This is a genomic window from Nocardia sp. TBRC8007 (assembly GCF_056629435.1).
Genome location: NZ_JBWSOR010000033.1, coordinates 19,991 through 44,153, shown reverse-complemented (window position 1 = coordinate 44,153; position 24,163 = coordinate 19,991). Strand labels below are relative to the sequence as shown.

Sequence of the window (24,163 nt, the reverse complement as noted above, 5' to 3'; positions counted from 1 at the left end):
TCGGCGCGCGATTCGGCCGCTTCCGATATCACGCACTCGCGAGGTCCCGTTCTATGCTCCGCGCGGTTCCTTGCGCCACCGCGCACAACACCGATTCGCGGTCCGGGGTTTCGGTGTAGATCTCGCAGCGCACGACGGCTTGTCGTCGTGTCGAGTCGGTGACAGTCGCTTCCGCACGCAATCGAATACCTGCGGCCGGCCGCAGATAGGTAATGGTGAAACCACCGGTGAGGACATTCCGGCCGAGGACCGTTCCTGCGGCGAAGGTGAGCGCGGCATCAGCCGCATAGGAGAGCACACCGCCGTGCACAAAGCCGAATTGCTGACGGAGTTCCGGGCGAATAGGAATGACCAGTGTGGTGGCACCGTCGCCGAACGCGGTGATCTCGGTGCCGACCAGGTCGGCGAATGGTTGCGTGGCGAGTACTCGCCGGGCTTCTGTGATGTCTTGGGTCGCGGCGGTCAATTCCGCACCTCTCTTTCGGACTCAGCGTGAGTGTCGGTTACCCGGATGGGATCGGCGGCGAGCACGAGCCAGGCGGCTTCGGCGAGCTCCCGCGCGACTTCGGTTGGAGTGCCCCGTATCTCGCCGACCAGCCACTGGCGGGTGTACTCCTGCGCCGGTCCGAGCCATAGCGCGTAGGCCAAGTCGAGCGGAAGATCACGCACTGCCCCGTAGCCGACATGGGTGCGCCACCAGCGCGCGACATCGGTCATAAAGCGGCGATTGCTCTGGCTTTCGCGCAGTCCTGGTGGACGCGCCGAACTCAGCACCATTGCCCGGTGGGGGTTGTCGCCCACCCAGCGCAGGTGTTCGCGCACACCGGCGACGATGCCTTCGTGCGCGCTGGTGCTGTCGCCGATCACCGCCCAGAAGTGCTGCTGGTAGTCAGCGAGCGCGTTGGCCCACACCTGTCGATACAAGCCTGCCTTGTCCGGAAAGTGGTGGTAGAGCGCCCCGACACTGGCACCAGCAGCGTCGCGGATCTGTGCCAGCTTCGCATCCAGCGCCCCATGCTCGGCGAACTGTCGCTCGGCCGCCAACAGCAACCGATCATGAATCTGCATATACAGAACATAGTTCTGTCGATACGAGAACACAATGGATCGCAACGGCTTTCGTTGTCAGTTCTCTGAACGCTCTGCGACACACCGGCCGATGCGCCGAACAACCAGCGCACCCCGACACACTCAGCAGTCTCGTCGAGGCGCTCAGCGTCCCCAAAATTGCCGCTCGAACCTCCGCCATGTGCTAGCACATCCAATGGAAACCGCTGACAACCCACGACACCGAAACCCCGACGAGTCCATACAGGATGGGTTCCGCTTCTCTGATATATCTCGTAAGTCCATGTAGCACAGATTTTTCCTCCACGAAGGAACCGCAATCCTCAAAACTGTCCCCAAGCTGCTCAATATCGTGACCACAGCCGCCCTGATCATCCTGACTCTGCTGGCGATAATCACCGGCCGATCCGGATCGGAGATCATCATCTCCGTGGTGGTCACCTGTATCCTGACCGCCTTCTCGGCCTATAGCCTCAGGATGCTCAACCGTGTCGAATGGCCTACGCCCGACGCACTACCTCAACCGGGCACAAGTCGCCGAACGTAGCGGCGTCGCCGCCTCAACACTCAGCCGATACAAATTACTCGACCTCGATGTGATCATCGGATTCTTCAACGACGACGGCACCTCCCCAGGCTCAGCAGGTAGCCCAGACAGCGCACTGCCGATCACGCTCGCTGAATTTCTCATGTCAGCAGTACATCGGCCCTACGAAAGGCCCGGACCGACCCACCCCTGCGGCAGCCGTGGAAGTTCCTGACACGCTTCGCATGAGAAGACCCTGTGCACAGATCCAGTTTTCCAGAAGCCTGAACAGCGACTACCTTGTGAATATTTCTTCCCAAATATCTACTACGACAACAATTTACACTCCTAAGCCGTTCGATCATCGCAACTCGGACAACGGGGGCTCAACGCTTGCCACGATGACCGAAGAACCGATCCCTCGAGCGGAACATGTTCTCCAACATTGCGTTATGGCTAAAATATCGATGAACGATATAACTATTTCTCCGGAAGGCAAGGGCGCCAGTGATTTCTGGGTACACCCTGATACAAGCCGGGCTGGCCCCGGAGGCACGATAAACGAAGAAGTAAGATCATGCGTAGAGCAACGGCGCTCTTCGCCGCATTACTGTTGGCATTCCTTCCCCTCACACAGGTGAACGCACCGAAAGCCCATGCCGTTGGCTGCACCGGCAACTGGGCCATCGGCATCGGCGGACTCGGCGACAACACCTCGTCGATATTCATCCCCTACGTGAATCAACCTGTAGGCTACAATTCGCTCGACCCGATGTCGGGATTCCGAGAGATCGACCGGCTGTTCTGGCTGCATCGCAACAGATGTCCGGGCGACCATATCAGGTTGATCGGACACAGTGAGGGCGCGGGCATCCTACACGCCTGGGTCACCGCCAATCAGAACGTCGGCAATGCCAATGCCATTCTCCTTTCAGATCCCAAGCGAGCTCCAGGGCCTGGTTGGGGTGGTCTGTCATCGGTTCCTGGGAATTGGATCGTCGGTTATCCACTGGCCGGTGTCGACGACTGGTTCGGCAACTTCCCAGTATTGACGGTGTGCAACCACGACGACCAGATCTGCGATACTTCAGCTGGATGGTGGGGCTACCTGTTCGGCGGTGCGCACAATCGCTACGATTTCAATGTGTGGAACTATGGGGATTGGGATTCGGGAGTCTGGTATCGGTGACCGATGATCGATGGGGATCAGTAACCGTGTGGCACTGGTCCCCATTGGCTGAACCCATGCCCCATTGATGTGCATACAGCCACATGCTGGTAGGTGATCTGACAATTCGCTCCGGCATATGTCACCGAATACTGTGGATCGTGGTAACGCGCGGGTGCGATGCGCGGCAGCGGCGGATTCCCTCCCGACAATGTATGACTACCGTTGGAGTTCCACTGCGGGTGTGCCGGAAACATAGCGGAATCGATAATGATGGCAGGCACATTCGGCAACGGCACCTGCATTCCGGCATACAGCACATTCATAGACGGAGCCGGAGCCGCGAGATCGCACCCCACGGTGCCGTTCGCACTGATCGAGCAGTTCCAACTGCCCATGGCGAAATATACTGTGTCACCGATCTTTATCGGACCGACTCCGTCATCGGCGTGCGCGATACTCACCCCGAATAGGCAAGCGACGATGCCGAGAGTTACCCCACCCACCCTTGCTGCGACGATATTTCCGGCTCCGAACACGGCATCTCCCTGAGTTCGCAGTGAGTACGAGACCTAGCCGAGCACAGCAAGAATCTATCACTGCACAACGCAATGGCAAGAGGAAACAGGCCTACGAGAACATGGGCTTGGCCTCCACTCAGCACGATCTGCTGTTCTCCGACTACAGCCAATCCGGTCCGCGATCGAGCGGAGTGATATGGCGGCAGCGAAACTCGACCGAACCACCATTCCACTCCGCTCGCCGGTCCTGTACGCCGCCGGAACCGTGCTCAGCGATCCGCAGCGCTGGCGCGAACTGGCCTTTGGCATGTTGGCGATGCCGCTGTCCGTTGTCGCAAAGCATTCGGGCGCTACTCGGTGCACGGTGCGGGTGACTCGAAAGGCCGGTACACTGCGGCTCCAGATGACCGACGACGGAGTCGGCGGCGCCCACCCTGGAACGGGACATGGGTTGGCAGGCCTCACCGACCGGCTCGTCGGAGTTGACGGGCGGCTCGATGTGCACAGCCCGGCAGGCGGGCCGACAGTGTTGATCGCGGAGATCCCGGTGGACCAGCAGCATCGCCGCCATGCGCGTGGTGCTTGCCGAGGATTCCCTGCTCCTGCGAGAAGGTTTGGTTCGGCTGCTGAACGAGACAGGCGCCACCGTGGTCGACGCCGTCGGGGATGGCGAGGCTCTAGTGCGCGCGGTGGTAGAACACCGGCCCGAGGTGGCGATCGTCGACGTGCGTATGCCTCCGTCGTTCACCGATGAAGGATTGCGCGCGGCTTTGGCGGCGCGTCGTCACGTTCCTGGCACGGCGGTGCTGGTGCTGTCGCAGTACGTCGAGAGATCCTATGCCGCCGATCTTTTGTCCGATACGGGCTGCGGCGGTGTGGGCTATCTGCTCAAGGACCGCATCTGCGCATTGGAGGAGTTCGCGGACGCACTGCACCGAGTGGTCGACGGCGGTACCGCGCTCGATCCCGAGGTGGTGGCGGGACTGCTCGCACCCCGACGGCGCGACCCGCTGGACCAGTTGACCCCAAGGGAGCGAGAGGTGCTCGCGCAGATGGCCGAGGGCCGCACCAACGGGGCCATCAGCAAACAACTGATGGTTACCGAAGGCGCGGTGGAGAAACACATCTCCTCGACCTTCGCCGAACTGCAGCTGCCACCGACGGACGACGACCATCGCCGAGTGCTTGCCGGGCTGACCTGGCTGGGCCCCTAGCGACTGCCGGTATCCGCACTGTCGGCATCCAGGGGCGAGGCTTATCCACCGGGTCTGCTCCGATCAGGGGCCACCACGTGCCTGCCCGCATGCCATACCGCCCAGGTCGACGGAACGCCAGGCCGGTAGGCCAGGTGCACGGCCGACGGGGCGTCGAGCACGTGCAGGTCCGCGCGGGCACCGGACCTGATCACACCGACCGCGCCAGGGGCAGCCAGGTCCCGGCCGAGAGCGAGGGCACCACCGGCGGTGGCCGCCCAGATCGCCTCGGCCACTGAGAGTCTCATCTGCAGCACAGCCGTGGCGACGCAGAACGCCATCGAGGTGGTGTACGAACTACCCGGGTTCGCATTGGTGGCCAGCGCGATGCGGGCACCCGCGTCCAGTAGTCGCCGGGCCGGGGCAAGCGGCTGACGGGTGGACAGATCGCAGGCGGGCAGTAGAGTAGCCACCGTAGCCGATCCAGCCAAGGCATCGATATCGGCTTCGGTCAGGTGGGTACAGTGGTCGACACTGGCGGCGCCGTGCCGCACCGCCAACTGCACGCCCGGCCCCGGCCCCAGCTGATTACCGTGTACCCGCAATCCGAGGCCACGCTCCCGTCCGGCCGTGAGCACCCGCGCCGACTGTTCGGCGTCGAAGGCGCCGGTTTCGCAGAACACGTCGATCCAGTCGACCTGATCGGCGACAGCGTCCAACATCGGGCCGCACACCAGATCCACATATTCCGCGGCCGACAATTCCGGTGGCACCACATGCGCGCCGAGGTAGGTGACTTCGTCGGCCACCGTCGTGGCCAGTGCGGCACACCGCTGTTCATCGGCAATAGTCAGACCGTAGCCGGTCTTGGTCTCCAGACAGGTGGTGCCCTGCCGCAATGCCTCACGGCGCAGCCGGCGCAGATTCGCGGCCAAGTCGGCATCCGAAGCCGAGCGTGTGGCCGCGACAGTGGTCTGGATCCCGCCTGCCGAGTAGGGCGTTCCCGCCATCCGTGCTTCGAATTCGGCGGTGCGGTCCCCGGCAAACACCAGATGGGTGTGACTGTCCACCCAACCGGGCAGCACAGCCCGGCCGTCGACATCGAAGCGACGGTCAGCGTCAGGTGCGTCTGCGCCGGGACCGATCCATGCCACCCGTTCACCTTCGAGCACTATCGCCGCGTCATGTATTACACCGAATTCGGCGGTGTTGGTGATGAGTTCACCGATACCGGTGATCAGGGTGGTGACGGATGCGGTCATCGAAAGGAGCCTCCGGCTTCCTTGGTGGTTACGTACTCCGCGTCGAATGCATACTCCGTGTCCGGACTACACCGGCCACGGCTCAGGGCGCGTTCGGCTCCGGCGGGAATCGGCGATGAACCGCTCAGTCCCATAGCGCCCCGATCTCGCGAGCAAGCGTACGCGCTACCTCAGGGACAGTGCGATGGACGCCGTCACGCACCACCCATTGTCCGGCTACCATCACATCGATGACGTCGGAAGCGGTTGCCGAATAAAGTATTCCGGGTCCATCACTGCCTGCGGTGCGAAGTGATTCGGTGTGCACGTGTACCAGATCAGCGCCAAAACCGGGACCGATGATACCGAGATCCGGCCACCCGGCGGCGACATGCGCGGTGGCGGCGGTCCGCAGTTCGGTGACATCGAACCGGCCACGGCGACCGCTGGCGAGACGTTCGTGCAGCTCCATAGCGCGAGCCTCGAACCAGGGATCGACGACAGACTGGCCGTCGCTGCCCAAGCACAGCCGGACGCCTGCGTCGAGCAGCCGCCGGGCCGGCCCGATGCCGTCACCGAGGTCGGCCTCGGTACTCGGGCACAGGCTCACCCAACCGCCTGCCAGGGCCGCGATATCCCCCTCGGTGAGGTGGGTGGCGTGCACGGCGACCGTATGCGGAGTCAAAGCACCTGCGGTGGACAGTAATTCGGCGGGAGTGCAGCCGTGCACGGCATAGCACTCGGTGTTCTCCCTCGGCTGCTCGGACAGATGGACATGCAGTGGTTCGCCTGCTGCCGCCTGCACCACCACCGGAATCTGGTCCGCAGGCACAGCACGCACCGAATGGATGGCCGCCCCGGTACGCACAAGCGCACCAGCCGGCCGGAAGGCCTCGCACCGCGCTGCCCAAGCATCGGCGTCACCATCGTCGAACCGTCCCTGTACTCCGGCGGTGGGCCTGCCGAAACCTCCTGCTACGTAACACACATCGAGCAACGTCAGCCGAATCCCGGCATCGGTCGCGGCTGCGGTCAGCGCGTGCGAGAACGCGTTGGGATCGGCGTATCTGGTCCCGGGCCCAGGATGATGCAGATAATGGAACTCGGCGACACTGGTATAGCCCGCCAGCACCATCTCCGCGTACACCGCCCGCGCCAGTCGATAGTACGACTCCGGCTGCAGCCGAGACGCCACCGCGTACATCTGCTCCCGCCACGACCAGAAGCTGCCTCGGTCGGCATAGCCGCGCCCACGCAGCGCACGGTGGAAGGCATGCGAGTGGGTGTTGGCGAATCCCGGCACCACCATTCCGGAAAGCACGGTACCGCTTTGTGCCGCGCCGACCGTGACACCGACGACGACATCCCCGTCGATATCGATGCGAACGGCATCGGCGACACCGTCGGGCAACCAGGCCTGCCTGCACCAATAGGTCCGTATACCGGGCAGCTGCCTCGGCACGGTAACCGCCGCACCCTTGCCATGCCCCACCGCAGCAGTGCGCGACGTCCTGGAACGTGGCCGACACCGGGGCGATCTTGGACGATCCGCCGCCGTCATCCGGCAAGCTCTCGCAGTACCCGAGCCAATGCGATCGTGCCATAGTCGATGTCGCCGGGTTCGGCGTATTCCTCCGGGGCATGGCTGATGCCGGACGGATTGCGGACGAACAGCATGGCGGTCGGGACGAAGGGTGCGAGCACGGCGGCATCGTGACCGGCGCCGGTGGCCAGGATCGGAGCATCGCCGAGCAGACCGGCCAGCCGGTCCCGCAGTGCGGGATCGAAATCGGCCGCGCCCTCGTAGGATTCCTCCAGCACCTCGACCGTGCAGCCCTCCTGCTCGGCTGCCACCTCGGCTCGTTCGGTGATCTCGGCCACCAGCTCGCGGGTGCTGCCAGGGGCGGGCACTCGGACATCCAGCCAGAGGTCGACCCTGGCGGCGATGACATTGGTACCACCGGGAACCGGGACGATCCTGCCTACGGTGGCACGCGCCTGCGGCACAGTAGCCGCCAACCGACGTACGGCCGTGACCAGTTCCGCCGCAGGCAGCATCGGATCGCGGCGGTCACACAGCAGCGTGGTCCCGGCATGGTTGCCCTGGCCGGTGAAAGTGAACCGCCAGCGCCCGTGCGCGATGATGCCGCTGCCCACCGCTAGCGGGGCATTCCTATGGATCAAGCCCTTGCCCTGTTCCACATGTAGCTCGACGAAAGCGCCGATCCGGCTCATTGTCTCGGCATCCCGGCCGAACCGTGCCGGATCGTGGCCCGCCGTACGTGCCACATCGGCGAGGATGGCGGCGTCGGTATCGCGCAGCGCCAGCGCCCGCTCCGGCGCAAGCGTGCCGGTCAGCAACCGCGACCCCAGGCACGGCACGCCGAAGCGGCCTCCTTCCTCCTCGGCGAACACCGCGATCGCCAATGGCCGCCTCGGGGAAAAACCTTCCGCACGCAGCAGTTCGAAAGCGGCGAGGGCGCTGACCACCCCGAGAGGTCCGTCATAGGCTCCGCCGCCAGGTACCGAATCCAGATGGCTGCCGGTCACCACCGCATCCGCGCCAGGAGCGTCGAACCACGCCCACAGATTGGCATTGCGGTCGGTGACGACCTGCAGTCCCCGGTCGAGCGCGGCGGCGGTGAACCATTCCCGCAACTCGCGCTCGGCGGGCGCGAACAGGTGCCGGGAATAGCCCCCGCGCACCGGATCGGCGCCGACGCGATGGATCTCGGACAGCAGCTGATTCGCGTTACTCATTGCCCCACATCGGAATCCGCATCCCGTGTGCGCGGGCTACCTCTTCCGCCTCGGGATACCCGGCGTCGACATGCCGCAGCACACCCATACCCGGATCATTGGTCAGTACCCGATCAATCTTCTGCGCCGCGAGCTCGGTGCCATCGGCGACGGTCACCTGCCCAGCATGAATGGATCGTCCCATACCGACCCCGCCGCCATGGTGGATCGACACCCAGCTGGCGCCCGACGCGGTGTTCACCAAGGCGTTGAGCAGCGGCCAGTCCGCGATCGCGTCCGAGCCGTCGGCCATCGCCTCGGTCTCCCGATAAGGCGAGGCGACCGACCCGCAGTCCAGGTGATCGCGGCCGATCACCACCGGCGCGGCCAGCTCGCCTGCGGCGACCATCTCGTTGAACCGCAGTCCCGCCCGCTGTCGCTCGCCGTAGCCGAGCCAGCAGATGCGGGCGGGCAGCCCTTGGAACGCCACTCGCTCCCCCGCGAGCCGAATCCACCTGGCCAACGACTCGTTGTCCGGGAACAGTTCCAGGATCGCACGGTCGGTAGCGGCGATATCGGCCGGATCACCGGACAGCGCTGCCCACCGGAACGGGCCCTTGCCCGCACAGAACAGCGGACGGATATAAGCGGGCACAAAACCTTGAATGTCGAAGGCCCGGTCACAACCACCGGTCTTCGCCTCGCCGCGGATCGAATTGCCGTAGTCGAACACCTCCGCGCCACGGTCGAGGAAACCCAGCATCGCGTCGAGATGCTGCGCCATGGATTCGCGGGCACGCCGAGTGAACTCGTCCGGTTTCTTGCTCGCGTAATCGTCCCAGTCCGCCAGTGCGACGCCGATCGGCAGATAGGCCAGCGGGTCGTGCGCCGAGGTCTGGTCGGTGACGATATCCACCGACACGTCACGACGCAACAGCTCGGGCAGCACCTCGGCGGCATTACCGACCAGACCTACCGACAGCGCCCGACGCTGTTGCTTCGCGGTCAGCACCCGTCGCAGCGCATCGTCCAGATCGGCGGCGATCTCATCCAGGTAGCGGGTATCCACCCGCCGCTGTGCGCGCGTCGGATTGCAGTCGATACACAGCGCCACGCCGCCGTTCATGGTGACCGCCAGCGGCTGCGCTCCGCCCATGCCGCCCAAACCCGCTGTGACGGTGAGGGTTCCCGCCAGACTGCCGCCGAAGCGCTTGGTCGCCACTGCCGCGAATGTCTCGTAGGTGCCCTGCAGAATGCCTTGTGTACCGATATAGATCCATGAACCCGCGGTCATCTGGCCGTACATCGTCAACCCTGCCGCATCCAACCGCCGGAATTCCGGCCAGTTCGCCCAGTCCGGAACGAGATTGGAGTTGGCGATCAACACCCGCGGTGCCCATTCGTGGGTACGCAGCACACCCACCGGCTTGCCGGACTGCACCAGCAGTGTCTCGTCCGGGCCGAGTTCGGTGAGGCCGCGCGTGATCGCGGCGAAGCTGGGCCAGTCCCGCGCCGCCTTCCCGGTGCCGCCGTAGACGACCAGGTCCTGCGGCCGTTCGGCTACCTCTGGATCGAGGTTGTTGTGCAGCATGCGTAGCGCTGCCTCGGTCTGCCAGTTGCGGGCGGTCAACGTGGTACCGCGAGCCGCACGAATGGTTTCGGTCATGAGCCGGACACCTCTAGGTTGAGTACGGAATTCACTGCGCCACAACGAATCAGTTCGATCACTGCGGCGATATCGGGCGCCAGGTGCCGATCCGGCCCAGGACCGGGCACCCGGCTGCGCACCAGATCCCGGACCGCACCGGTCACCGGCGCCGGAGCCAACGGTGCGCGCAGATCCAACGCCCGCGCTGCGGTGAGTAATTCGATCGCCAGCACGGTGGTGAGCCCATCCACCGCCCGGCGTAGCTTGCGCCCCGCCGACCAGCCCATGGAAACGTGGTCCTCCTGCATCGCGCTGGAAGGAATGGAATCCACCGAGGCGGGCACGGCGAGCCGCTTCAGCTCCGACACCACCCCCGCCTGGGTGTACTGGGCGATCATGTAACCGGAATCGACGCCGGGATCATCGGCCAGAAAGGCCGGAAGTCCATGCGAGCGGTGCACATCCAGCATCCGATCGGTGCGGCGTTCGGCGATACTGGCGACATCCGCGACCACAATGGCCAGGAAATCGAGCACGTAGCCGACCGGCGCGCCGTGGAAGTTCCCGTTGGACTCCACCCGCCCGTCGGCGAGAACCACGGGGTTATCGATAGCCGCGGCCAGTTCGCGGGCCGCGACGGCCTCGGCGTGGGCCACGGTGTCGCGCGCGGCGCCGTGCACCTGGGGAGCGCAGCGCAGCGAATACGCGTCCTGCACTCGTGGGCAGCCAGTATCCGATTGCGCGGTCTCCCTTGGCTCTCCGTGGTCAGGCGGGCCGTCTCCTGCGAGCTCGTGGCTCGACTGCGGGCCGCGATGGCTGGCCATGATCGCCGAACCGGCCAACGCCGCACACATACGCGCCGCCGACCGCGCCTGTCCCGGATGCGGCCGCAATGCTTGTAAGTCGGCGGCGAATACCCGGTCGGTGCCCAGCAGCGCCTCCACACTCATCGCCGCGGTCAAATCCGCGATATCGAGTAGCCGGTTCAGCTCGTCCACGGCAAGCACCAGCATGCCGAGCATGCCATCGGTACCGTTGGTCAACGCGAGGCCCTCCTTCTCGGCAGGCACCAACGGCTCAATGCCCGCCGCGGCCAGAGCCGGACCGGCGGGCACCGCGATCGCGTCGGGGCCGAAGACCTCGCCCTCGCCCATCAGAGCCAATGCCACCGCGGCCAACGGCGCCAGATCACCCGAGCAGCCCAGCGACCCGTACTCGGGCACCACCGGGATCAACCCGCTGTTGAGCAGCCCGGCCAGCGTCTCCGCCGTCTCCGGCCGCACCCCGGTATACCCACTCATCAGGGTGCGCAAGCGCAACAGCATCATCGCGCGGACCACTTCCGGCTCCACCACGGCGCCTGCCCCGGCCGTGTGCGAGCGGATCAGCGAACGCTGCAGATCGATCCGTCGCTCCGGCGGAATGTGTCGCAACGCCAGCGCCCCGAATCCGGTCGACACTCCATAGACAGGTTTCGGGTGATGGGCCAGGTCATCGATGTGCGCACGCACGGTAGCCAGCCGGGCCAGGGCGCTGTCGTCGAGCTGCACCGGAGCGCCGTCTCGGGCGACGGCCAGTACATGCTGAGCGGTCAGCGGCGCGGCCCCCACCGGCACCGGATCGGTTCGGGTTGCGGTCATGGACACATTTCAACCCGTGCAACAGTTCGAATCGAGTACCTTATGGCGAATTCTGTCTGGTATCTCAGACATTTGCTACGGTGGTGCTCGTGGGCGACAGCAGTGACGTTCCCGGATTGCGACGTGGCCTGCGGGTGCTGGGTCTACTGGCCCGTCGCCCCGTCCCGATACCCGCAGCAGTGATCGCGCGTGAGCTGGGACTGCCGCGGTCGACGACCTATCACCTGCTCAACGAGCTGCGTGCGGCCGGGTATGTGGCACATCTGCCCGCCGAACGCACCTATGGTCTCGGCATCGCGGCCTTCGAACTCGGATCGGCCTATCTGCGCCACGATCCGCTGGAGCGAGTTGCCGCTCCGCTGCTGCGCAATCTTGTCGACACCGTCGGGTACACCGCGCATCTGGGCATCCTGCACGGCAACGAGTCGTTGTACCTGATCGAACAGCGCCCGCCCCGGCCGCAGACCCTGGTCACCGACGTCGGTGTGCGACTACCGGCCCACCTGACCGCAACCGGACGCGCCATGCTGGCGCAGTTGTCCCGCCCGCATGTGGGGGCACTGTTCCCTGGCCCGGCCGCTTTCCCTATGCGCACGCCGCGAGGCCCGCGCACTCTCGCCCAACTGCGCCGCCTGCTCCGACTCGAGGCCGGACGCGGTTGGAGCGTCGAAGATGGTTATGTTACAACCGGTTTCGCAACTGTAGCGGCTGCAGTGTTCGACCACGGCGGCCGCCCGCTCGCCGCAGTGGGAGTCACCATCCGCCATCACTGTCCGGACGAATCGACCGAGTGCGGCGGAATCTGGCCGGAATTGGCCGCCCAGGTCGGATCCACCGCTTCTGCCCTCACCGCCACCCTCGGTGGCCGCCGCGCTCACGCCATGACTACCGAGCGCGGTTGAGCTTCCTCACGGCGGTGATCCCCGCCAGCACACTACCGGCCAGAACAGGAGAACGCGATTCGACGATATCGGGAAAGATCTTCGTCCACGCCGCAGAGACCGGCCCTGGAAACTTCATCGGCCAGGACTGTTGCGCTCGTTCACTCGTTGCTGGATCCGGACCAGGGCGGCGCGGAGAGCATCGATCTGGGCATTGAGTTCGGCGACTTTCGCCTGATCCAGGACCGGCAGTGATTCTATCGGCGTGGACGGCGCCGACGATCGGCCCGATGGTAGCGGCACCGTAGGACCACCACCGGGTGGTGTAGCGAGCCGACCGGCATCGGTACCGAACACCTGACCGAGCGCTTCGGCGAGGGCCGGAGCGTAACCGACGAGGACCCCACCGGTGCTGGGTTCTCGGTAACTGACAAGCACCCGCGCCAGCTGCGGGAAGGTCGATCCGTGTGGTGTAGTGGAAATCCGTTCGGTGAACAACGGTTCGATATAGAGCACACCACCCGCGGCGATCAGCAAGGTAAGCAGATTGCCGTACTGGATCCTGTTCGACCGCTCGAGCAGAGTCCGCATCGAATTCCGCACGTAGGAGAGCCCCCGAAGAGAGCGCATGCGGCTGTCACTGCCCGGCGCGAGAGCTTCGAACGAACTTCGTTTGGCGTAGGGATAGCCGTCTATCGCAGTGTACGCATCGACGATCCAGATGATCCGGCCCGTCACGACCGCAGGATAGAGGTTGTTGTCGGTCGTCAACCACGGTGCCACGAGTTCGACACGCCGGCGCGGATCCCGTTTGAAGATGATCTTCGATCCGGGACCGATCGCCTTGGAGAAGATGATGTTGCGTTCGCTGTAGGTTGCCGCGAAGGCCAAGCGGTTGAACCAGTTCCCGATCGAGACGCCGCCGACCCAGGTGTAGGTGTATTCGGTGGTGCCGGTGTCGTACTCGCTGGGTTCGACACCACCTCCGACAATGGCATAGTCCGGGTCGGCCTCGGCGATTACTTCGCCGTAGTAGACACGGGACTGATCTACCGGGATCACCTGCTGACCAGATACTTGCGAGGCGATATCGCCGACCGCGTATATCGGATAGCCCTATTACTGCTGGCGGCGTTGCCCGCCGCCTCGCAAACCGCGGCATTGACGCGGTTGGCCGGTGCGGCGACGAACCCGTCGCCATGGGTGTAGACGGTGTGCCGATTGACCTAGTGCCGTTGTTTTCCACTCAGCGCGCTCGGGGTCAACTCGCGCATCGCGACCACGTAGTCGCGCAATTCTCCGTTGATACGGTAAAGATCCAGGTCCAGCTGATCGGGGAAGCTGTAGAAGTGTTTTTCAGCGCGATAGGGGACGGACGATCAAGCTCGCTCGAGCTCGACGGCCGATAGGGTCGAGCTGTCGTGTAGGTCGGTCGGCATACCAGCCGAGGACAGCGCCGAACTCGACCGTCGAAGCAGGTACGAACAGGCGGGGATGGCCCGTGGCTCACTACGCGGTGATCGGTTACCTCGGCAGCTTCCACTCCGGCCGCGGGAAGTGGCAGGTATAGCCGTCCGGATAGCGCTGCAGGTAATCCTGATGTTCGGGCTCGGCTTCCCAGAAATCGCTCGCCGGGGTCACCTCAGTGACCACTTGGCCCGGCCACTGACCCGAGACGTCGATATCGGCGATAGTGTCCAGCCCGATGCGCTTCTGCTCATCATCGAGATAGAAGATCGCCGAACGGTAGCTGGTACCGATGTCGTTGCCCTGGCGGTTTCTCGTCGTCGGATCGTGGATCTGGAAGAAGAACTCCAGCAATGCCCGGTAGTCCGTCAGGGCCGGGTCGTAGACGATCTCCACGGCCTCCGCATGACCCGGATGGTCACGATAGGTGGGGTGGTCGTTGCGCCCGCCGGTATAGCCGACCCGCGTGGAGAGCACCCCGGGCTGCTTACGGATCAAGTCCTGCACACCCCAGAAACATCCGCCGGCCAGAATTGCCTTACGCGTATCGGTCATACTTCCTCCTTCGCGAAGAGAGCCCAGTATGCGCCCGAGCACACTCGCCCTGCCAGAAGTGTTCGATCGCTTTCCTTTGCCATACGAACTCCGCTGCCATACGAACTCCGCGTATCGACTTCAAGTACAACCCACTATGCGGCTGGAAAAGTCCAAAAGCCCCACCACCGGTACTGCATGAGGTGTCCTGGCTACCGCCACCTGCGCGTCCCGCACAAGCACGGATACGGCAGACCGAGCCGGCACGGCACCGCGACGCTCAGCCGATCGATTTCGACAGATCGGGGAGCATCCGGATGACTTCGTTCTGCCAGGCGTTCCAAGCGTGGATGCCGAAAGCCGGGAAATCATAAGTGATGTTCTTCGCGCCGAGTGTCGCCATGCGAACTTGGAAAGCGCGCGTGTTCACCTGAGCCAGAGCCTCCAGGCCCATGCCGGTCAAGGTGTTGAAGCTCGGTCGGTCGGCAGCCGTAGGCCTGCCGCTGCCCGCGGATACCCAGAGCCGGGTGTTGTCCTTGATCAACCTGGGTGCGAAAACGAATGGGTCCATGCGCAGCCATTTGGGATCCCACGGTGGGGCCATGCAGTCCACGTTGTAACCACCCGCGTCGATCATGGCGGCGCGGATCGCCTCACGCATACCCGGAGCGGAGATGTTCAGGTATCCGGAGAACGAACCCGCGAAGCTGAATTGCTGGGGGTGGTAGGCGGCCAGGGTGAGCGCGGCGCTGCCACCCATGGACAAGCCGAAGATTCCGTTCCGGTTCGGGTTGAAGCCGAGACGGTCCCGCAGCGCATTACGCAGATCCTTGGTCAGGAACGTCTCCCAGCGGTACGTGTAGGACTTTCCTGGCCCTCCGGACAAAACCTGCAAACCGCCGGAACCCGACGCCGAGCCGGACGCGGAACCCGACGCCGAGCCGGACGCAGACCCAGACGTGGAGCCGGGAGGGATGCCGAAGAAGCTCGACGGCGCGTTCCAGTCAGTGTAGAAACTAGACTGGCCACCGACGGGCATCACCACATTGATATTCCACTTGGTCAGTTCCCTGGCGACATCGGTCTCGATCTCCCATCCGTTCAGGTCCTCCCTGGCGCGCATGCCGTCAAGCGCGTACACGACGCGGTCGGTATTGCCGTCGTCCGCCCGGAATACGCGCGATTTGATCGGCCCCATGCTCGAATCGACCCAGAAATCGAATCCGGCAGGGTCGAACGCTGCCGACGCCGTCGGCACAAGCCCGATGATCACGGTCCCGAATGTCACCACGACCGCGAGGATCGGGGCCAGTAACGCGCGCAGGACGCTGCTGGGAGATATTCGGGATCGGGCGCGGGAGGACCGCATCGGTGACACCTTTCGTTGAGAATTCTCGATCGCGCAGCATCCGGATCCCCTCATCCCGATACACTTCTGATCCGCCTTACTGCGCGAGTCGTCCACTCGCTTGTCCGCAGCGGAGCGTCACCTGTTACTTATTTGTGATATTCGCCTCTCCTGGCTCATGCCCTGCATAACTTCCCGTGACTCTCGCAGCGGGATTCCTCCGCGGCGCACCGCAGCGTGAATTGTCCGGAACTGAGCTGAGCGCGGTCCGTAGCGAAAGCTAGGGCGCTCGGTTCGACAGCAGATACCCCTTGGGGACAAGAGCTTGTGAGCGGTAGCTATACACCGTGCGACCGTGGCTGCGGCGATCAACCGGGTGCGGTATGACTGAAGCACCTTCCGACCGATGAGATGAAAGGATGCGCTCATGGGCGAACGAGTTGCAGTAGTGTCCGGCGCTGCACGGGGAATCGGCGCAGCGATCGCCAAGCGATTGGCCGCGGACGGGCTGCGTGTCGGCGTACTCGATCTCGACGCGGCGGCCTGTGCCGATACTGTTGAGGCGATTACCGGGATCGGCGGGCGGGCCGTCGCGCTGGGGGCAGATGTCTCGGACGAGAAGTCGGTCGCCGTTGCGATCCAACAATTGGAAAGCGACTTGGGCGCACCGACCATCGTGGTGAACAATGCCGGCATCCTGCGCGACAATCTGCTGTTCAAGATGAGCGTCGACGACTGGGACGCAGTGCTGAACGTGCACTTGCGCGGCGCCTTTCTGCTCACTCGCGCGGTACAGAAGTACATGGTCGAGCAGAGATGGGGGCGCGTGGTCAATATGTCGAGCACCTCGGCGCTCGGCAATCGCGGTCAGGCCAACTACTCGGCGGCCAAAGCAGGAATGCAAGGATTCACCAAGACTTTGGCATTCGAGCTGGGGAAATTCGGCGTCACAGCCAATGCCATCGCTCCCGGATTCATCGTGACCGATATGACCGCGGCCACTGCCGCTCGCGTAGGTGTCCAGTTCGAGGAGTTCCAGAAAGCTGCCGCCACACAGATACCGGTGCAGCGCGTCGGCGCCCCCGAAGACATCGCGCACACCGCCTCGTTCCTGGTCAGCGAAGGCGCGGGCTTCGTATCCGGGCAAGTGATCTACGTGGCCGGCGGCCCGACCGATTGATAGCGATGCCCACGAGGCCTCGTGCGCGCACGGCTGCGGCGACAGCGTGCGATGAGCGGCGGAGTGGTCAGCGGAGCTATCGGATACCCTCCCGAAGCACGCCCCTCACCACCCCGCATCCATCGCTACTCCCTGTCCGTCGCTAATCCCACAGCATCGCGCAGGGCAGCGGCGGCAGATTCTCGTTCACCTCGTCATCGATGGTGACGATCAGGCCCAATGTGCGGTAGCCATTAGCCAACGCCTCGGCGACATTCTCGACCTGTTCCGCCGATGCCTGGTAGTCCAATTTCAGCGCACCGGACTCGATATGAATACGCCGGACCTGTCTTTTCGGCGGCATGCTGGTCATCAGCGAGGTCCGGGGAAAGGAAGGGCACAGCCCCTGTGGACTAGCATAAGGGTGGGCACGCCGAGGATCTCCGATTGCTCTATCACCTGGAGCGCACCAGGAACCAAAGATCTGCATCATTCGCTCTCCTGGATAAGGTGTTCTGCCATCAAACGGTGGAGGCGGCACCCTTGTGCCGGGTGCGTGTCCCGCCTCCGGGTTCAGCAGGAGAATCGATATCGACCGAGGGGCGCCCTTGCCAAAGTGTCGTGGTGCCGGAGAGAGGCTTCCGCACCGTAGATCGCAGCCGGTTCTTGCCATAGCGATCATCCCGATATCTCCTGAACTGTGTCCCCCTTGAACGTCACGCCGCTCGAGCGTGGCGATGAGGACTACCCAAACGCTAGACACGCAGGGCCGCGGTGAAGTGTTCAGGAAATGAACAGCCCGCTATCGGTGATCCGCAATGCCTTGAGCCGCGCGTACAAGGTGGTGCGACTGACTCCGAGGTCACGCGCGGCCTTGAGTTTGTTTCCGTCGTTGCGACGCAAGGCCTCGATGATGGCATCACGTTCGGCACGCTCTCGGCCCGATAACCGTCGCACGCGCGAAGCCAGCCGATAAGAAGCCGGAAGGTCGCTGACGGTCACATCGCCTTTATGCCGATGCCGCACCACATGCGCCAGAACGGCCTTGAGTTCGTGCAGATTGCCGGGCCACGGCTGGGCGGCCAGAACTTCGATCACGCTTGGCAGCAGTCGTATATCAGCAGCGGGATCCAATTCCCGCACAATGCGTTTCGCGATCTCCGCGAGCTCGGGTCCCCGGTCCCGCAACGGTGGCAATTCCACCCGATGCAGGCAAACAGCGGCCAGTGCGGCCTGTGCGCCGCTCAGCTCCGACAGCGGCAGGGCGGTAAGAATCAGCTGGGGACCGCGACCGGCGAAGATCGCGGCGGTGAGCACGTCGACCAGTGGTCGAGGCAAAAGATCCATGTGCTCCACACACACAGTGCCATCAGCTCTACTGAGCCGCTCGCGCAACCGTTGCGCCCACGCTTGCTCGCCATCCACCGCGACGTCGGCACTGTGGAAGAAATCCACAGTAGCCCCATGCGCAAGCCTACGCACCTCGGTGCTACGCCCAGTGCCACGCGCGCCTGTCACCAGCAACAGCCCGGTAGGTGAGGCCGTGCTAGCGGGGCGCCCGGCCTGCCGCACCGGACGGGCGGTGACCGTTTCGATTGGCTCGAAGTGGAACAGAGTGCCGCCGCCTGCCCCAGCGATACGTGCCAGATGAGCGTGCACCACTAGGCCGGAGGTCAAGGTGAGATCGACAGAGTGGGCGCCGCGGTCCGAATCATCAGTAAGCATACGCATCACTGCATAGTCGGCTGGACCGAGGAGGTCGAGGGCCGACTTATTGGTCAGCATGATGTCGTCGCCGACGGCGGCAACCGCGCGGCGCTGCCGCGAAACCGATTGGAAGGCCGTGAGCAGGGCCTGCTCCGAGGCCTTCGCCTGATCGAGCAGCCGCTGCTCGATATCTTCCGTCGCACGCACCAAGAACGGCGCCAACAGCGGATTCACTCCCGGAGATGTGCCGGTGATATCGAGGACACCCTCCAGACGCCGTGTCACCGGATGCCGGATGGGGTGCCCATAGCACGTGAATGCTTTGAACGGTTCGATATAGTGCTCGGCACCGTTGATGATGATCCCTTTGCGGGTCTCCATCGCCGTGCCCAGCGCATTGGTTCCGATCGCCTGCTCGGCCAGGGTGACTCCGTCCCTGATACCGAGTTCATCCAACGTGGATTCGAATCGTGGGTCGTCGAACCACCGATACACCAGACGGCAGTCACTATCGACGAGCAGCAAACTGAACGCAGTTCCTGCAAGCCGGTCGGCCATCCGATCCAGCACAGGTGCCGCGGCTTCGAGCAAGCGACTGCTGGGGTCGAATTCAGTCACAGGGAGATCGACCAGACCATTGAACTCGGGCACAACACCACTGAGTTTCGACCGCTTCCATGACAGCTCGATCTCCGGCCGCGCCACCGACAAACCGCATTGGGAGTCAGGCACCGATGCTACCTCACTCCTTGTAGTCCATTTCTTCGCTTTCTTCCCGACTGCCGCATTCTCCGACATCCGGTCAGACCGATGGACAGTCGCCGCGGCAATCCTCGTCCGCGAAGTCAAGAATAGTCACCTCGATGATCTGTATCACATCGTTTGCACGGCCGCGCTCTCCGATCCGGAGGAACACAGTGTCTATGCGAGGAACACAGTGCCTATGCGGATCGACCGGTCCACCGGCAGTGATCACACGAATAAGGTCGCATCTGGGGGCAGGCCGCGGCGTACGCGCCTGGAGCGGCGATTACCGCACCGTCGAAGCCGCCCATCATGTAAGTCGCGCGAACGATCACCGTCGATAACACTGTCCGCACAGACCGCTGATCGAGATTTCTCGATCAGTTACTCAGCCACGATGCCACTGGTGACGCTGCCAACGACACGAAAGTGACGTAGTTCACGCACGCTACCTACGGCAAACGTGAGCCGATGGAAATGACTGTACGCCTGTCCTGTTTCCGCGCGATGATAGGCTACCCCGAATGCGCGTTACGGCCGCGCGAGCAACGCTGGGGTGCGGGTTCTGCTGCGCTGAACGCAGCTATGGGCCTGATGAGCTATGGGCCTGATGAAGGATTGGATAGATCATGCGACTCGGCGGCATGGCCGCGACAACAGTTCCAGTCATCGGCTCGCTGATCATCGGCACAGGCCTGGCCCGTGCCGAGCAGGCATCCACCATCACCTATTCGGCCGAACTCGTCGATCACGCGGTGGTGGCCTCACTCGAAGGCGGGACCTTCGAGTTGTCCAAGGGACTCCGAGACCATCCGGTGGACGATATCTCTACACGCCCGATTACGCGTAACGGTGTGCTTGTCGATCGCGGCGGCACCCCAGTCGACACCACCTCGGTGGTCGATGTGCTCGATGTTCGAGACCGAGACGGTCGCCTCGTCATGTCATTTCCATTGGACTTCAGAGTCGCGGGCGCCGAGATCACGGTACAGCCGAAACTGAAGCAAGACCACACAGTGCTGGAGCTGAAACCTGTCAGACCCGAGCACTTCACGATCACGGAACCCCTGGTAGCCACACCGATCGCTTCGCCGGCCGAAAACCAGCGCGCTCGCAACGAATTCGCCGGACAGTTCGGACTCGCCACCGCGATCGGCAGCTTCGTCGGCACCGCACTCGGTGCCACGATCGGCTGTCTCACCACTGTCGCCGCCGGTTGCGTAGCCGGCCTACTGACCGGAGCGAGCGTCGGCAGTATCCTCGGGACCATCGCGACAGGCGGCCCCACCTTGATCGTTAGTGGTATAAACCTCCTCACCACCCTGCAAGCGGCCGAGAACACCACACATTTCGCCGACAAACCCGCGCAATCCGCACCGAGAACACCCGAATGACATCCTCTCGGCAACGCCCCGGCGTCGCCGAGAGGATAGATACCACCGCCGGAGCTCCCCGCTACAGCGGGATGGTTGTCGTGTTCGAGCGCCCCACGCGCTCATCGTTGATCAAGTGATAGGCATGCCCCAAGTCATCGAGCGCTCGTTCCCATCGGTTGTCCTCGTCGTCACCATGCGGGTTCCGGCTGAGCAGCAGCAGCGCCTCGGCCGCGTCCGCCGAGTGCGCGGCCGCATCGAGCAGTACCGGCACCGGATCCACCGTAGCGCGCGCTGCCAATGCACCGATCCGATCGTGCAGCCAATGCGCGTCGAAATGTACTTGTTCCGTGGGATTTTCTCCACTCAGCGGCACGGTGCTCACCACCGCCGCACGAATGACCGCTTCGTCGTCCATCGTCGAAGCGACGATCTTCCGCAGCTCACTGCCTGCCACTCGATGTAGCAAGCCGGCCAACAGCACACGCTCCGCGTTCGGATCACGCGGACCAGGATCACCCGACCGCACACCGACCTCGTCCGGGTCGACACGCAGAATCGACAGAACCGCTCGCAGCTGTGCAATCGTTACCACTTCGTCCGCCCCTCCTCGTTGCCCTCGTTGCCGGCTCTCCATCACATCTGGGCGATAGCCTGCCAAATTCGACGCGCATCAACCACCCAATAGTTGAAATAACCGAATTGTCGGTGTGGCGTGTCCGCGGTCATTTCTCGAACTCTGCGGTCCAGGTCACCGCATCCGCAGGGTAGATCAGCGAGTGAGTTGGGTACTCCCGTTTCCATGGGAGCGATATCGGCGCGGGTCACTGGTGACACGACCACGCCCGCAACGCGTGAGTCCGGACGCGGCGGTGCGATCGCGAGTACGAGATGGCGCCGCATCAGGGAAGTCATCGCCACTCGTACCGTCGCCGATGCGGCACGGGAAGTCTCGATCGAGATCGGCAAACCACAGATGGCGCCTGGTGATACCGGGGTGGTGTGTGGGTTTCGGATCCAAGGCGTCGGCGAACGATGGACGCACGGTGTCGATTCCATCGCCGCGCTGTACCGCGCATTCCAGGAGATCGCCGTAGCGCTGCGCGAGGCCAACGATCAGGGCGCGCAGTTCGAGGTGACCGAGCCCTCCGATCCGCAGTTCCCCGCCACCCCCATCCGGCCATCACACCCGGCCAGGGAGGCCGGGCACGAACCGCAAGCCCTCATCGCGGCGCGCACACTGCGCGACCACAACAGCTCACTGTCGATCATCATCGGCAGGCCTTATCTGTCGGCGGACCGACGTAGCCACCTGTGCCGGTTCCACATCAGCGAGCGAGGCGCCACGATAGCCAGCGGCATCGACGAGATCCAAGCGCTGCACACCGCGATCACCATGATCAGCGAATGTCTGAAGCTACCACAGGACTGGCCGGTAAGCCGCCTTTCCTGAAGCTCCTATACAAGTCCTTACAGCTGGCCGGCATTCGGTATCGAATTTGTCGTAGCTATTCTCCCGGCCCGTATGACCCACCATGCCTTTCCGCTCGGTCGCGAATGTATGTTTCATCGAATATTTTTCTTTCCCAACAGAATTGGATGTTGGTCGGATACCCACTGACCCTCGAGTCGAAGGGAGAACGAGAGATCGATAAAGAACGGGTGAGCAGCCGGATCAACTCCCAACTCAATGGATCGCCACCGAAATCGCCTTCGGTCGCGGCGACGGAGTCGGCACGCAAGCTCATATGCTGGGTGCTGTAAGTGAATTCACAGCTGAGTACCGAGCCGGGTACGGGATCGGCCAGTAGTACGAGGACGGCCTCATTGATCGCCAGCCGAATATCGGCGGTCATAGCGAACGGAAGAGCAGCGATCAAGCACACCGTGTCGGACAACCCTCCGATCAGTTCCAGGTATCGAGCCTCAGCAGGGATCCGAATCGCGACCGTGGCGGGTTCGACAGCAGGTACACCGAGCGTCCGGATGATCACGCGCATCGGTCCAGCACAGGGGAGGCTTTCCACACCCGATGCAACTGCTCGGTGCGCAACGACTGGCCGACCACGATCCCCTCCAGCATCGCGCCCGCGCCATGCCGCTGTCGCAGGGCGAGGATGCTCGTGGCGGGTTCAGACATCATTTCTACCCTTTCTACAACCGATCCTGGTCATCGACGGTCTACCCCACTGCGCGGCAATCAACCTCTGGGCAAAGGAAGTCGGCCGAGCAGGCGCTGAGCCGACCCACATCCAGCAAGACAGGAACCCGACCAGGAACAGCATCCTTCGATCGGATTCCGCAGTAGCTGTGGACAATACGAGTCCGGTGTCAGCGCGGGGTGATGCGCGCGATGGCGCGAAAGTCCTCCTCGACAGCGAACCAGATATCGAGGCTCGAATCGGTATAGCGAGTGATGAGCCGAACCTCTTCACCGGACCGCACCGGCTTCCCGTACTCGATCACCACGCGGTGCGAACTCGACTTCAGTTCGGCGTGATCAGCGAGAATCTCTTCGAGTGCGGTGAGGTAGACCGCGTTGTTCACGTGATCGAGCAAATCTATGTCCGTGATCCGCAGCGGGAACGACCGGATCCGCACACTGGGTTCGCCTGCGGATGGTATCGGGTCTGTGAGCACCGACCTCCAGCGGACCCTGTGCTCAGTCGTACAGGCCAGCATCGGCGCCATGAACCGGTCGCTCATCCGGGCCGGGACGCCGGATTCGGTATCGAAGTGGATCAAGAAACCCTCGGTCTCCACCAACCCGCCTTTGCTGCCGCAGACCTGGACACGCATGGTGCACCAACGGGTGGACATTGCCGAAGGCCAGCGTCGCAGTGTCACCCGCTCGCCGAAACCGATGGGTTCAAGGACATCGATCACCGTCCTGCGCACCACCCATCCGCGGTGGGCGTCGCCGTCTTCGAGGGCCTCGAGATGGTCGTAGCCAATGTCCTCCAGGTAGCGAGCGACAGCATCGAGTCGCAGGCGCTGGGCGCCATCGGTGTCGGCGAGGCGTACTTGCCGTTCCGCCCGGAACGGCGTCACGGTGACCGGGCTTTCCGGCAATACGCTGGGAACCACCATCATCAGATGATGCCAGGAGTTTGCTGCCTGTGCGCAGTCGAACACCGAAATGAAACCCATGCCGATGCCCAGACGCACCTCCAGGTACGCGTCACACCGTCGAGGCGGAGCCGAGA

The 24,163-nt window shown here is 63.6% G+C and carries 23 protein-coding genes and 1 pseudogene; 7 read left to right on the top strand and 17 right to left on the bottom strand.

Annotated elements, in window-relative coordinates:
- Positions 1-28: 28 nt before the first annotated feature.
- Positions 29-466 (bottom strand): PaaI family thioesterase, encoded by a 438-nt coding sequence (locus ACX4ZE_RS19155; RefSeq protein ID WP_480274833.1) that lies wholly within the window; start codon positions 464-466, stop codon positions 29-31.
- The gene (locus tag ACX4ZE_RS19150; protein ID WP_480274832.1) at positions 463-1,068 is read right to left on the bottom strand and encodes a TetR/AcrR family transcriptional regulator; all 606 of its coding nucleotides are present in this window, start codon (positions 1,066-1,068) and stop codon (positions 463-465) included. Before ACX4ZE_RS19150 ends, ACX4ZE_RS19155 begins: the two co-directional genes overlap by 4 nt.
- Positions 1,069-1,556: 488 nt before the next feature.
- On the opposite strand from ACX4ZE_RS19150, the gene ACX4ZE_RS19145 reads away from it, so the two are divergent.
- Positions 1,557-1,829, top strand: a complete 273-nt coding sequence (locus ACX4ZE_RS19145) for a hypothetical protein (RefSeq protein ID WP_480274831.1) — start codon at positions 1,557-1,559, stop codon at positions 1,827-1,829.
- Positions 1,830-2,171: 342 nt separating this feature from the next.
- A complete protein-coding gene (locus tag ACX4ZE_RS19140; protein ID WP_480274830.1) occupies positions 2,172-2,783 on the top strand; it encodes an alpha/beta hydrolase family protein in 612 nt (203 codons plus the stop codon).
- A 17-nt stretch (positions 2,784-2,800) separates the two neighbouring features.
- On the opposite strand, the gene ACX4ZE_RS19135 is transcribed toward ACX4ZE_RS19140, so the two are convergent.
- Positions 2,801-3,301: a hypothetical protein gene (locus tag ACX4ZE_RS19135; protein ID WP_480274829.1), complete on the bottom strand. Its 501-nt coding sequence runs from the start codon at positions 3,299-3,301 to the stop codon at positions 2,801-2,803.
- 551 nt (positions 3,302-3,852) lie between these two features.
- Here ACX4ZE_RS19135 and ACX4ZE_RS19130 point away from each other — a divergent pair.
- The gene (locus ACX4ZE_RS19130) at positions 3,853-4,497 is read left to right on the top strand and encodes a response regulator (protein WP_480274828.1); all 645 of its coding nucleotides are present in this window, start codon (positions 3,853-3,855) and stop codon (positions 4,495-4,497) included.
- Positions 4,498-4,538: 41 nt separating this feature from the next.
- Here ACX4ZE_RS19130 and hutI read toward each other — a convergent pair whose 3' ends face one another.
- The 5 genes from hutI to hutH form a co-directional block, all read right to left on the bottom strand.
- The gene (gene hutI / locus ACX4ZE_RS19125) at positions 4,539-5,738 is read right to left on the bottom strand and encodes an imidazolonepropionase (RefSeq protein WP_480274827.1); all 1,200 of its coding nucleotides are present in this window, start codon (positions 5,736-5,738) and stop codon (positions 4,539-4,541) included.
- Between the two features lie 124 nt (positions 5,739-5,862).
- Positions 5,863-7,209 (bottom strand): formimidoylglutamate deiminase, encoded by a 1,347-nt coding sequence (locus ACX4ZE_RS19120; protein WP_480274826.1) that lies wholly within the window; start codon positions 7,207-7,209, stop codon positions 5,863-5,865.
- Positions 7,210-7,274: 65 nt separating this feature from the next.
- Positions 7,275-8,477 carry an allantoate amidohydrolase gene (locus ACX4ZE_RS19115; RefSeq protein ID WP_480274825.1) on the bottom strand — a complete coding sequence of 401 codons (1,203 nt, stop codon included), beginning with the start codon at positions 8,475-8,477 and terminating at the stop codon, positions 7,275-7,277.
- Positions 8,470-10,122, bottom strand: a complete 1,653-nt coding sequence (hutU, locus tag ACX4ZE_RS19110) for a urocanate hydratase (RefSeq protein WP_480274824.1) — start codon at positions 10,120-10,122, stop codon at positions 8,470-8,472. Before hutU ends, ACX4ZE_RS19115 begins: the two co-directional genes overlap by 8 nt.
- A complete protein-coding gene (gene hutH, locus ACX4ZE_RS19105) occupies positions 10,119-11,744 on the bottom strand; it encodes a histidine ammonia-lyase (RefSeq protein ID WP_480274823.1) in 1,626 nt (541 codons plus the stop codon). The genes hutU and hutH overlap by 4 nt, the downstream gene beginning before the upstream one ends.
- Positions 11,745-11,833: 89 nt before the next feature.
- On the opposite strand from hutH, the gene ACX4ZE_RS19100 reads away from it, so the two are divergent.
- On the top strand, positions 11,834-12,646 hold the full coding sequence (locus tag ACX4ZE_RS19100) for an IclR family transcriptional regulator (protein WP_480274822.1): 813 nt from the start codon (positions 11,834-11,836) through the stop codon (positions 12,644-12,646).
- A gap of 114 nt (positions 12,647-12,760) precedes the next feature.
- On the opposite strand, the pseudogene ACX4ZE_RS19095 reads toward ACX4ZE_RS19100, so the two are convergent.
- The 3 genes and pseudogenes from ACX4ZE_RS19095 to ACX4ZE_RS19085 form a co-directional block, all read right to left on the bottom strand.
- Positions 12,761-13,980: pseudogene (locus ACX4ZE_RS19095) on the bottom strand (UPF0182 family protein); the annotation flags it as partial.
- 169 nt (positions 13,981-14,149) lie between these two features.
- On the bottom strand, positions 14,150-14,647 hold the full coding sequence (msrA, locus tag ACX4ZE_RS19090; protein WP_480274821.1) for a peptide-methionine (S)-S-oxide reductase MsrA: 498 nt from the start codon (positions 14,645-14,647) through the stop codon (positions 14,150-14,152).
- Between the two features lie 259 nt (positions 14,648-14,906).
- Positions 14,907-15,995, bottom strand: a complete 1,089-nt coding sequence (locus ACX4ZE_RS19085) for an alpha/beta hydrolase (RefSeq protein ID WP_480274820.1) — start codon at positions 15,993-15,995, stop codon at positions 14,907-14,909.
- Between the two features lie 406 nt (positions 15,996-16,401).
- Between ACX4ZE_RS19085 and fabG the strand changes: the two genes are divergently transcribed.
- Positions 16,402-17,154, top strand: a complete 753-nt coding sequence (gene fabG, locus ACX4ZE_RS19080) for a 3-oxoacyl-ACP reductase FabG (RefSeq protein ID WP_480274819.1) — start codon at positions 16,402-16,404, stop codon at positions 17,152-17,154.
- 142 nt (positions 17,155-17,296) lie between these two features.
- Here fabG and ACX4ZE_RS19075 read toward each other — a convergent pair whose 3' ends face one another.
- Together ACX4ZE_RS19075 and ACX4ZE_RS19070 are read right to left on the bottom strand one after the other, a co-directional pair.
- A complete protein-coding gene (locus ACX4ZE_RS19075) occupies positions 17,297-17,506 on the bottom strand; it encodes a hypothetical protein (RefSeq protein WP_480274818.1) in 210 nt (69 codons plus the stop codon).
- 410 nt (positions 17,507-17,916) lie between these two features.
- Positions 17,917-19,572: a sigma-54-dependent Fis family transcriptional regulator gene (locus ACX4ZE_RS19070; RefSeq protein ID WP_480274817.1), complete on the bottom strand. Its 1,656-nt coding sequence runs from the start codon at positions 19,570-19,572 to the stop codon at positions 17,917-17,919.
- 641 nt (positions 19,573-20,213) lie between these two features.
- Between ACX4ZE_RS19070 and ACX4ZE_RS19065 the strand changes: the two genes are divergently transcribed.
- Positions 20,214-20,978 carry a DUF8020 domain-containing protein gene (locus ACX4ZE_RS19065; RefSeq protein WP_480274816.1) on the top strand — a complete coding sequence of 255 codons (765 nt, stop codon included), beginning with the start codon at positions 20,214-20,216 and terminating at the stop codon, positions 20,976-20,978.
- Between the two features lie 61 nt (positions 20,979-21,039).
- On the opposite strand, the gene ACX4ZE_RS19060 is transcribed toward ACX4ZE_RS19065, so the two are convergent.
- Complete coding sequence (locus ACX4ZE_RS19060) at positions 21,040-21,552, bottom strand: hypothetical protein (RefSeq protein ID WP_480274815.1); 513 nt, start codon at positions 21,550-21,552, stop codon at positions 21,040-21,042.
- Between the two features lie 207 nt (positions 21,553-21,759).
- Between ACX4ZE_RS19060 and ACX4ZE_RS19055 the strand changes: the two genes are divergently transcribed.
- Complete coding sequence (locus ACX4ZE_RS19055; RefSeq protein ID WP_480274814.1) at positions 21,760-22,410, top strand: DUF6968 family protein; 651 nt, start codon at positions 21,760-21,762, stop codon at positions 22,408-22,410.
- Positions 22,411-22,465: 55 nt separating this feature from the next.
- On the opposite strand, the gene ACX4ZE_RS19050 is transcribed toward ACX4ZE_RS19055, so the two are convergent.
- The 3 genes from ACX4ZE_RS19050 to ACX4ZE_RS19040 all read right to left on the bottom strand — a co-directional run bounded on the left by ACX4ZE_RS19050 (position 22,466) and on the right by ACX4ZE_RS19040 (position 24,125).
- The gene (locus ACX4ZE_RS19050; RefSeq protein ID WP_480274813.1) at positions 22,466-22,957 is read right to left on the bottom strand and encodes a hypothetical protein; all 492 of its coding nucleotides are present in this window, start codon (positions 22,955-22,957) and stop codon (positions 22,466-22,468) included.
- Positions 22,948-23,100 (bottom strand): hypothetical protein, encoded by a 153-nt coding sequence (locus ACX4ZE_RS19045; protein WP_480274812.1) that lies wholly within the window; start codon positions 23,098-23,100, stop codon positions 22,948-22,950. The genes ACX4ZE_RS19050 and ACX4ZE_RS19045 overlap by 10 nt, the downstream gene beginning before the upstream one ends.
- 188 nt (positions 23,101-23,288) lie before the next feature.
- On the bottom strand, positions 23,289-24,125 hold the full coding sequence (locus tag ACX4ZE_RS19040) for an acyl-[acyl-carrier-protein] thioesterase (protein ID WP_480274811.1): 837 nt from the start codon (positions 24,123-24,125) through the stop codon (positions 23,289-23,291).
- Between the last annotated feature and the right edge of the window lie 38 nt (positions 24,126-24,163).

Bases quoted from the DNA above. Each gene is read 5' to 3' on its own strand.
- ACX4ZE_RS19150 (WP_480274832.1), bottom strand. From the start codon at position 1,068: ATGCAGATTCATGATCGGTTGCTGTTGGCGGCCGAGCGACAGTTCGCC.
- ACX4ZE_RS19140 (WP_480274830.1), top strand. From the start codon at position 2,172: ATGCGTAGAGCAACGGCGCTCTTCGCCGCATTACTGTTGGCATTCCTT.
- ACX4ZE_RS19130 (WP_480274828.1), top strand. From the start codon at position 3,853: ATGCGCGTGGTGCTTGCCGAGGATTCCCTGCTCCTGCGAGAAGGTTTG.
- hutI (WP_480274827.1), bottom strand. From the start codon at position 5,738: ATGACCGCATCCGTCACCACCCTGATCACCGGTATCGGTGAACTCATC.
- ACX4ZE_RS19115 (WP_480274825.1), bottom strand. From the start codon at position 8,477: ATGAGTAACGCGAATCAGCTGCTGTCCGAGATCCATCGCGTCGGCGCC.
- hutU (WP_480274824.1), bottom strand. From the start codon at position 10,122: ATGACCGAAACCATTCGTGCGGCTCGCGGTACCACGTTGACCGCCCGC.
- hutH (WP_480274823.1), bottom strand. From the start codon at position 11,744: ATGACCGCAACCCGAACCGATCCGGTGCCGGTGGGGGCCGCGCCGCTG.
- msrA (WP_480274821.1), bottom strand. From the start codon at position 14,647: ATGACCGATACGCGTAAGGCAATTCTGGCCGGCGGATGTTTCTGGGGT.
- ACX4ZE_RS19085 (WP_480274820.1), bottom strand. From the start codon at position 15,995: ATGCGGTCCTCCCGCGCCCGATCCCGAATATCTCCCAGCAGCGTCCTG.
- fabG (WP_480274819.1), top strand. From the start codon at position 16,402: ATGGGCGAACGAGTTGCAGTAGTGTCCGGCGCTGCACGGGGAATCGGC.
- ACX4ZE_RS19075 (WP_480274818.1), bottom strand. From the start codon at position 17,506: ATGACCAGCATGCCGCCGAAAAGACAGGTCCGGCGTATTCATATCGAG.
- ACX4ZE_RS19065 (WP_480274816.1), top strand. From the start codon at position 20,214: ATGCGACTCGGCGGCATGGCCGCGACAACAGTTCCAGTCATCGGCTCG.
- ACX4ZE_RS19055 (WP_480274814.1), top strand. From the start codon at position 21,760: ATGGGAGCGATATCGGCGCGGGTCACTGGTGACACGACCACGCCCGCA.
- ACX4ZE_RS19050 (WP_480274813.1), bottom strand. From the start codon at position 22,957: ATGCGCGTGATCATCCGGACGCTCGGTGTACCTGCTGTCGAACCCGCC.
- ACX4ZE_RS19045 (WP_480274812.1), bottom strand. From the start codon at position 23,100: ATGATGTCTGAACCCGCCACGAGCATCCTCGCCCTGCGACAGCGGCAT.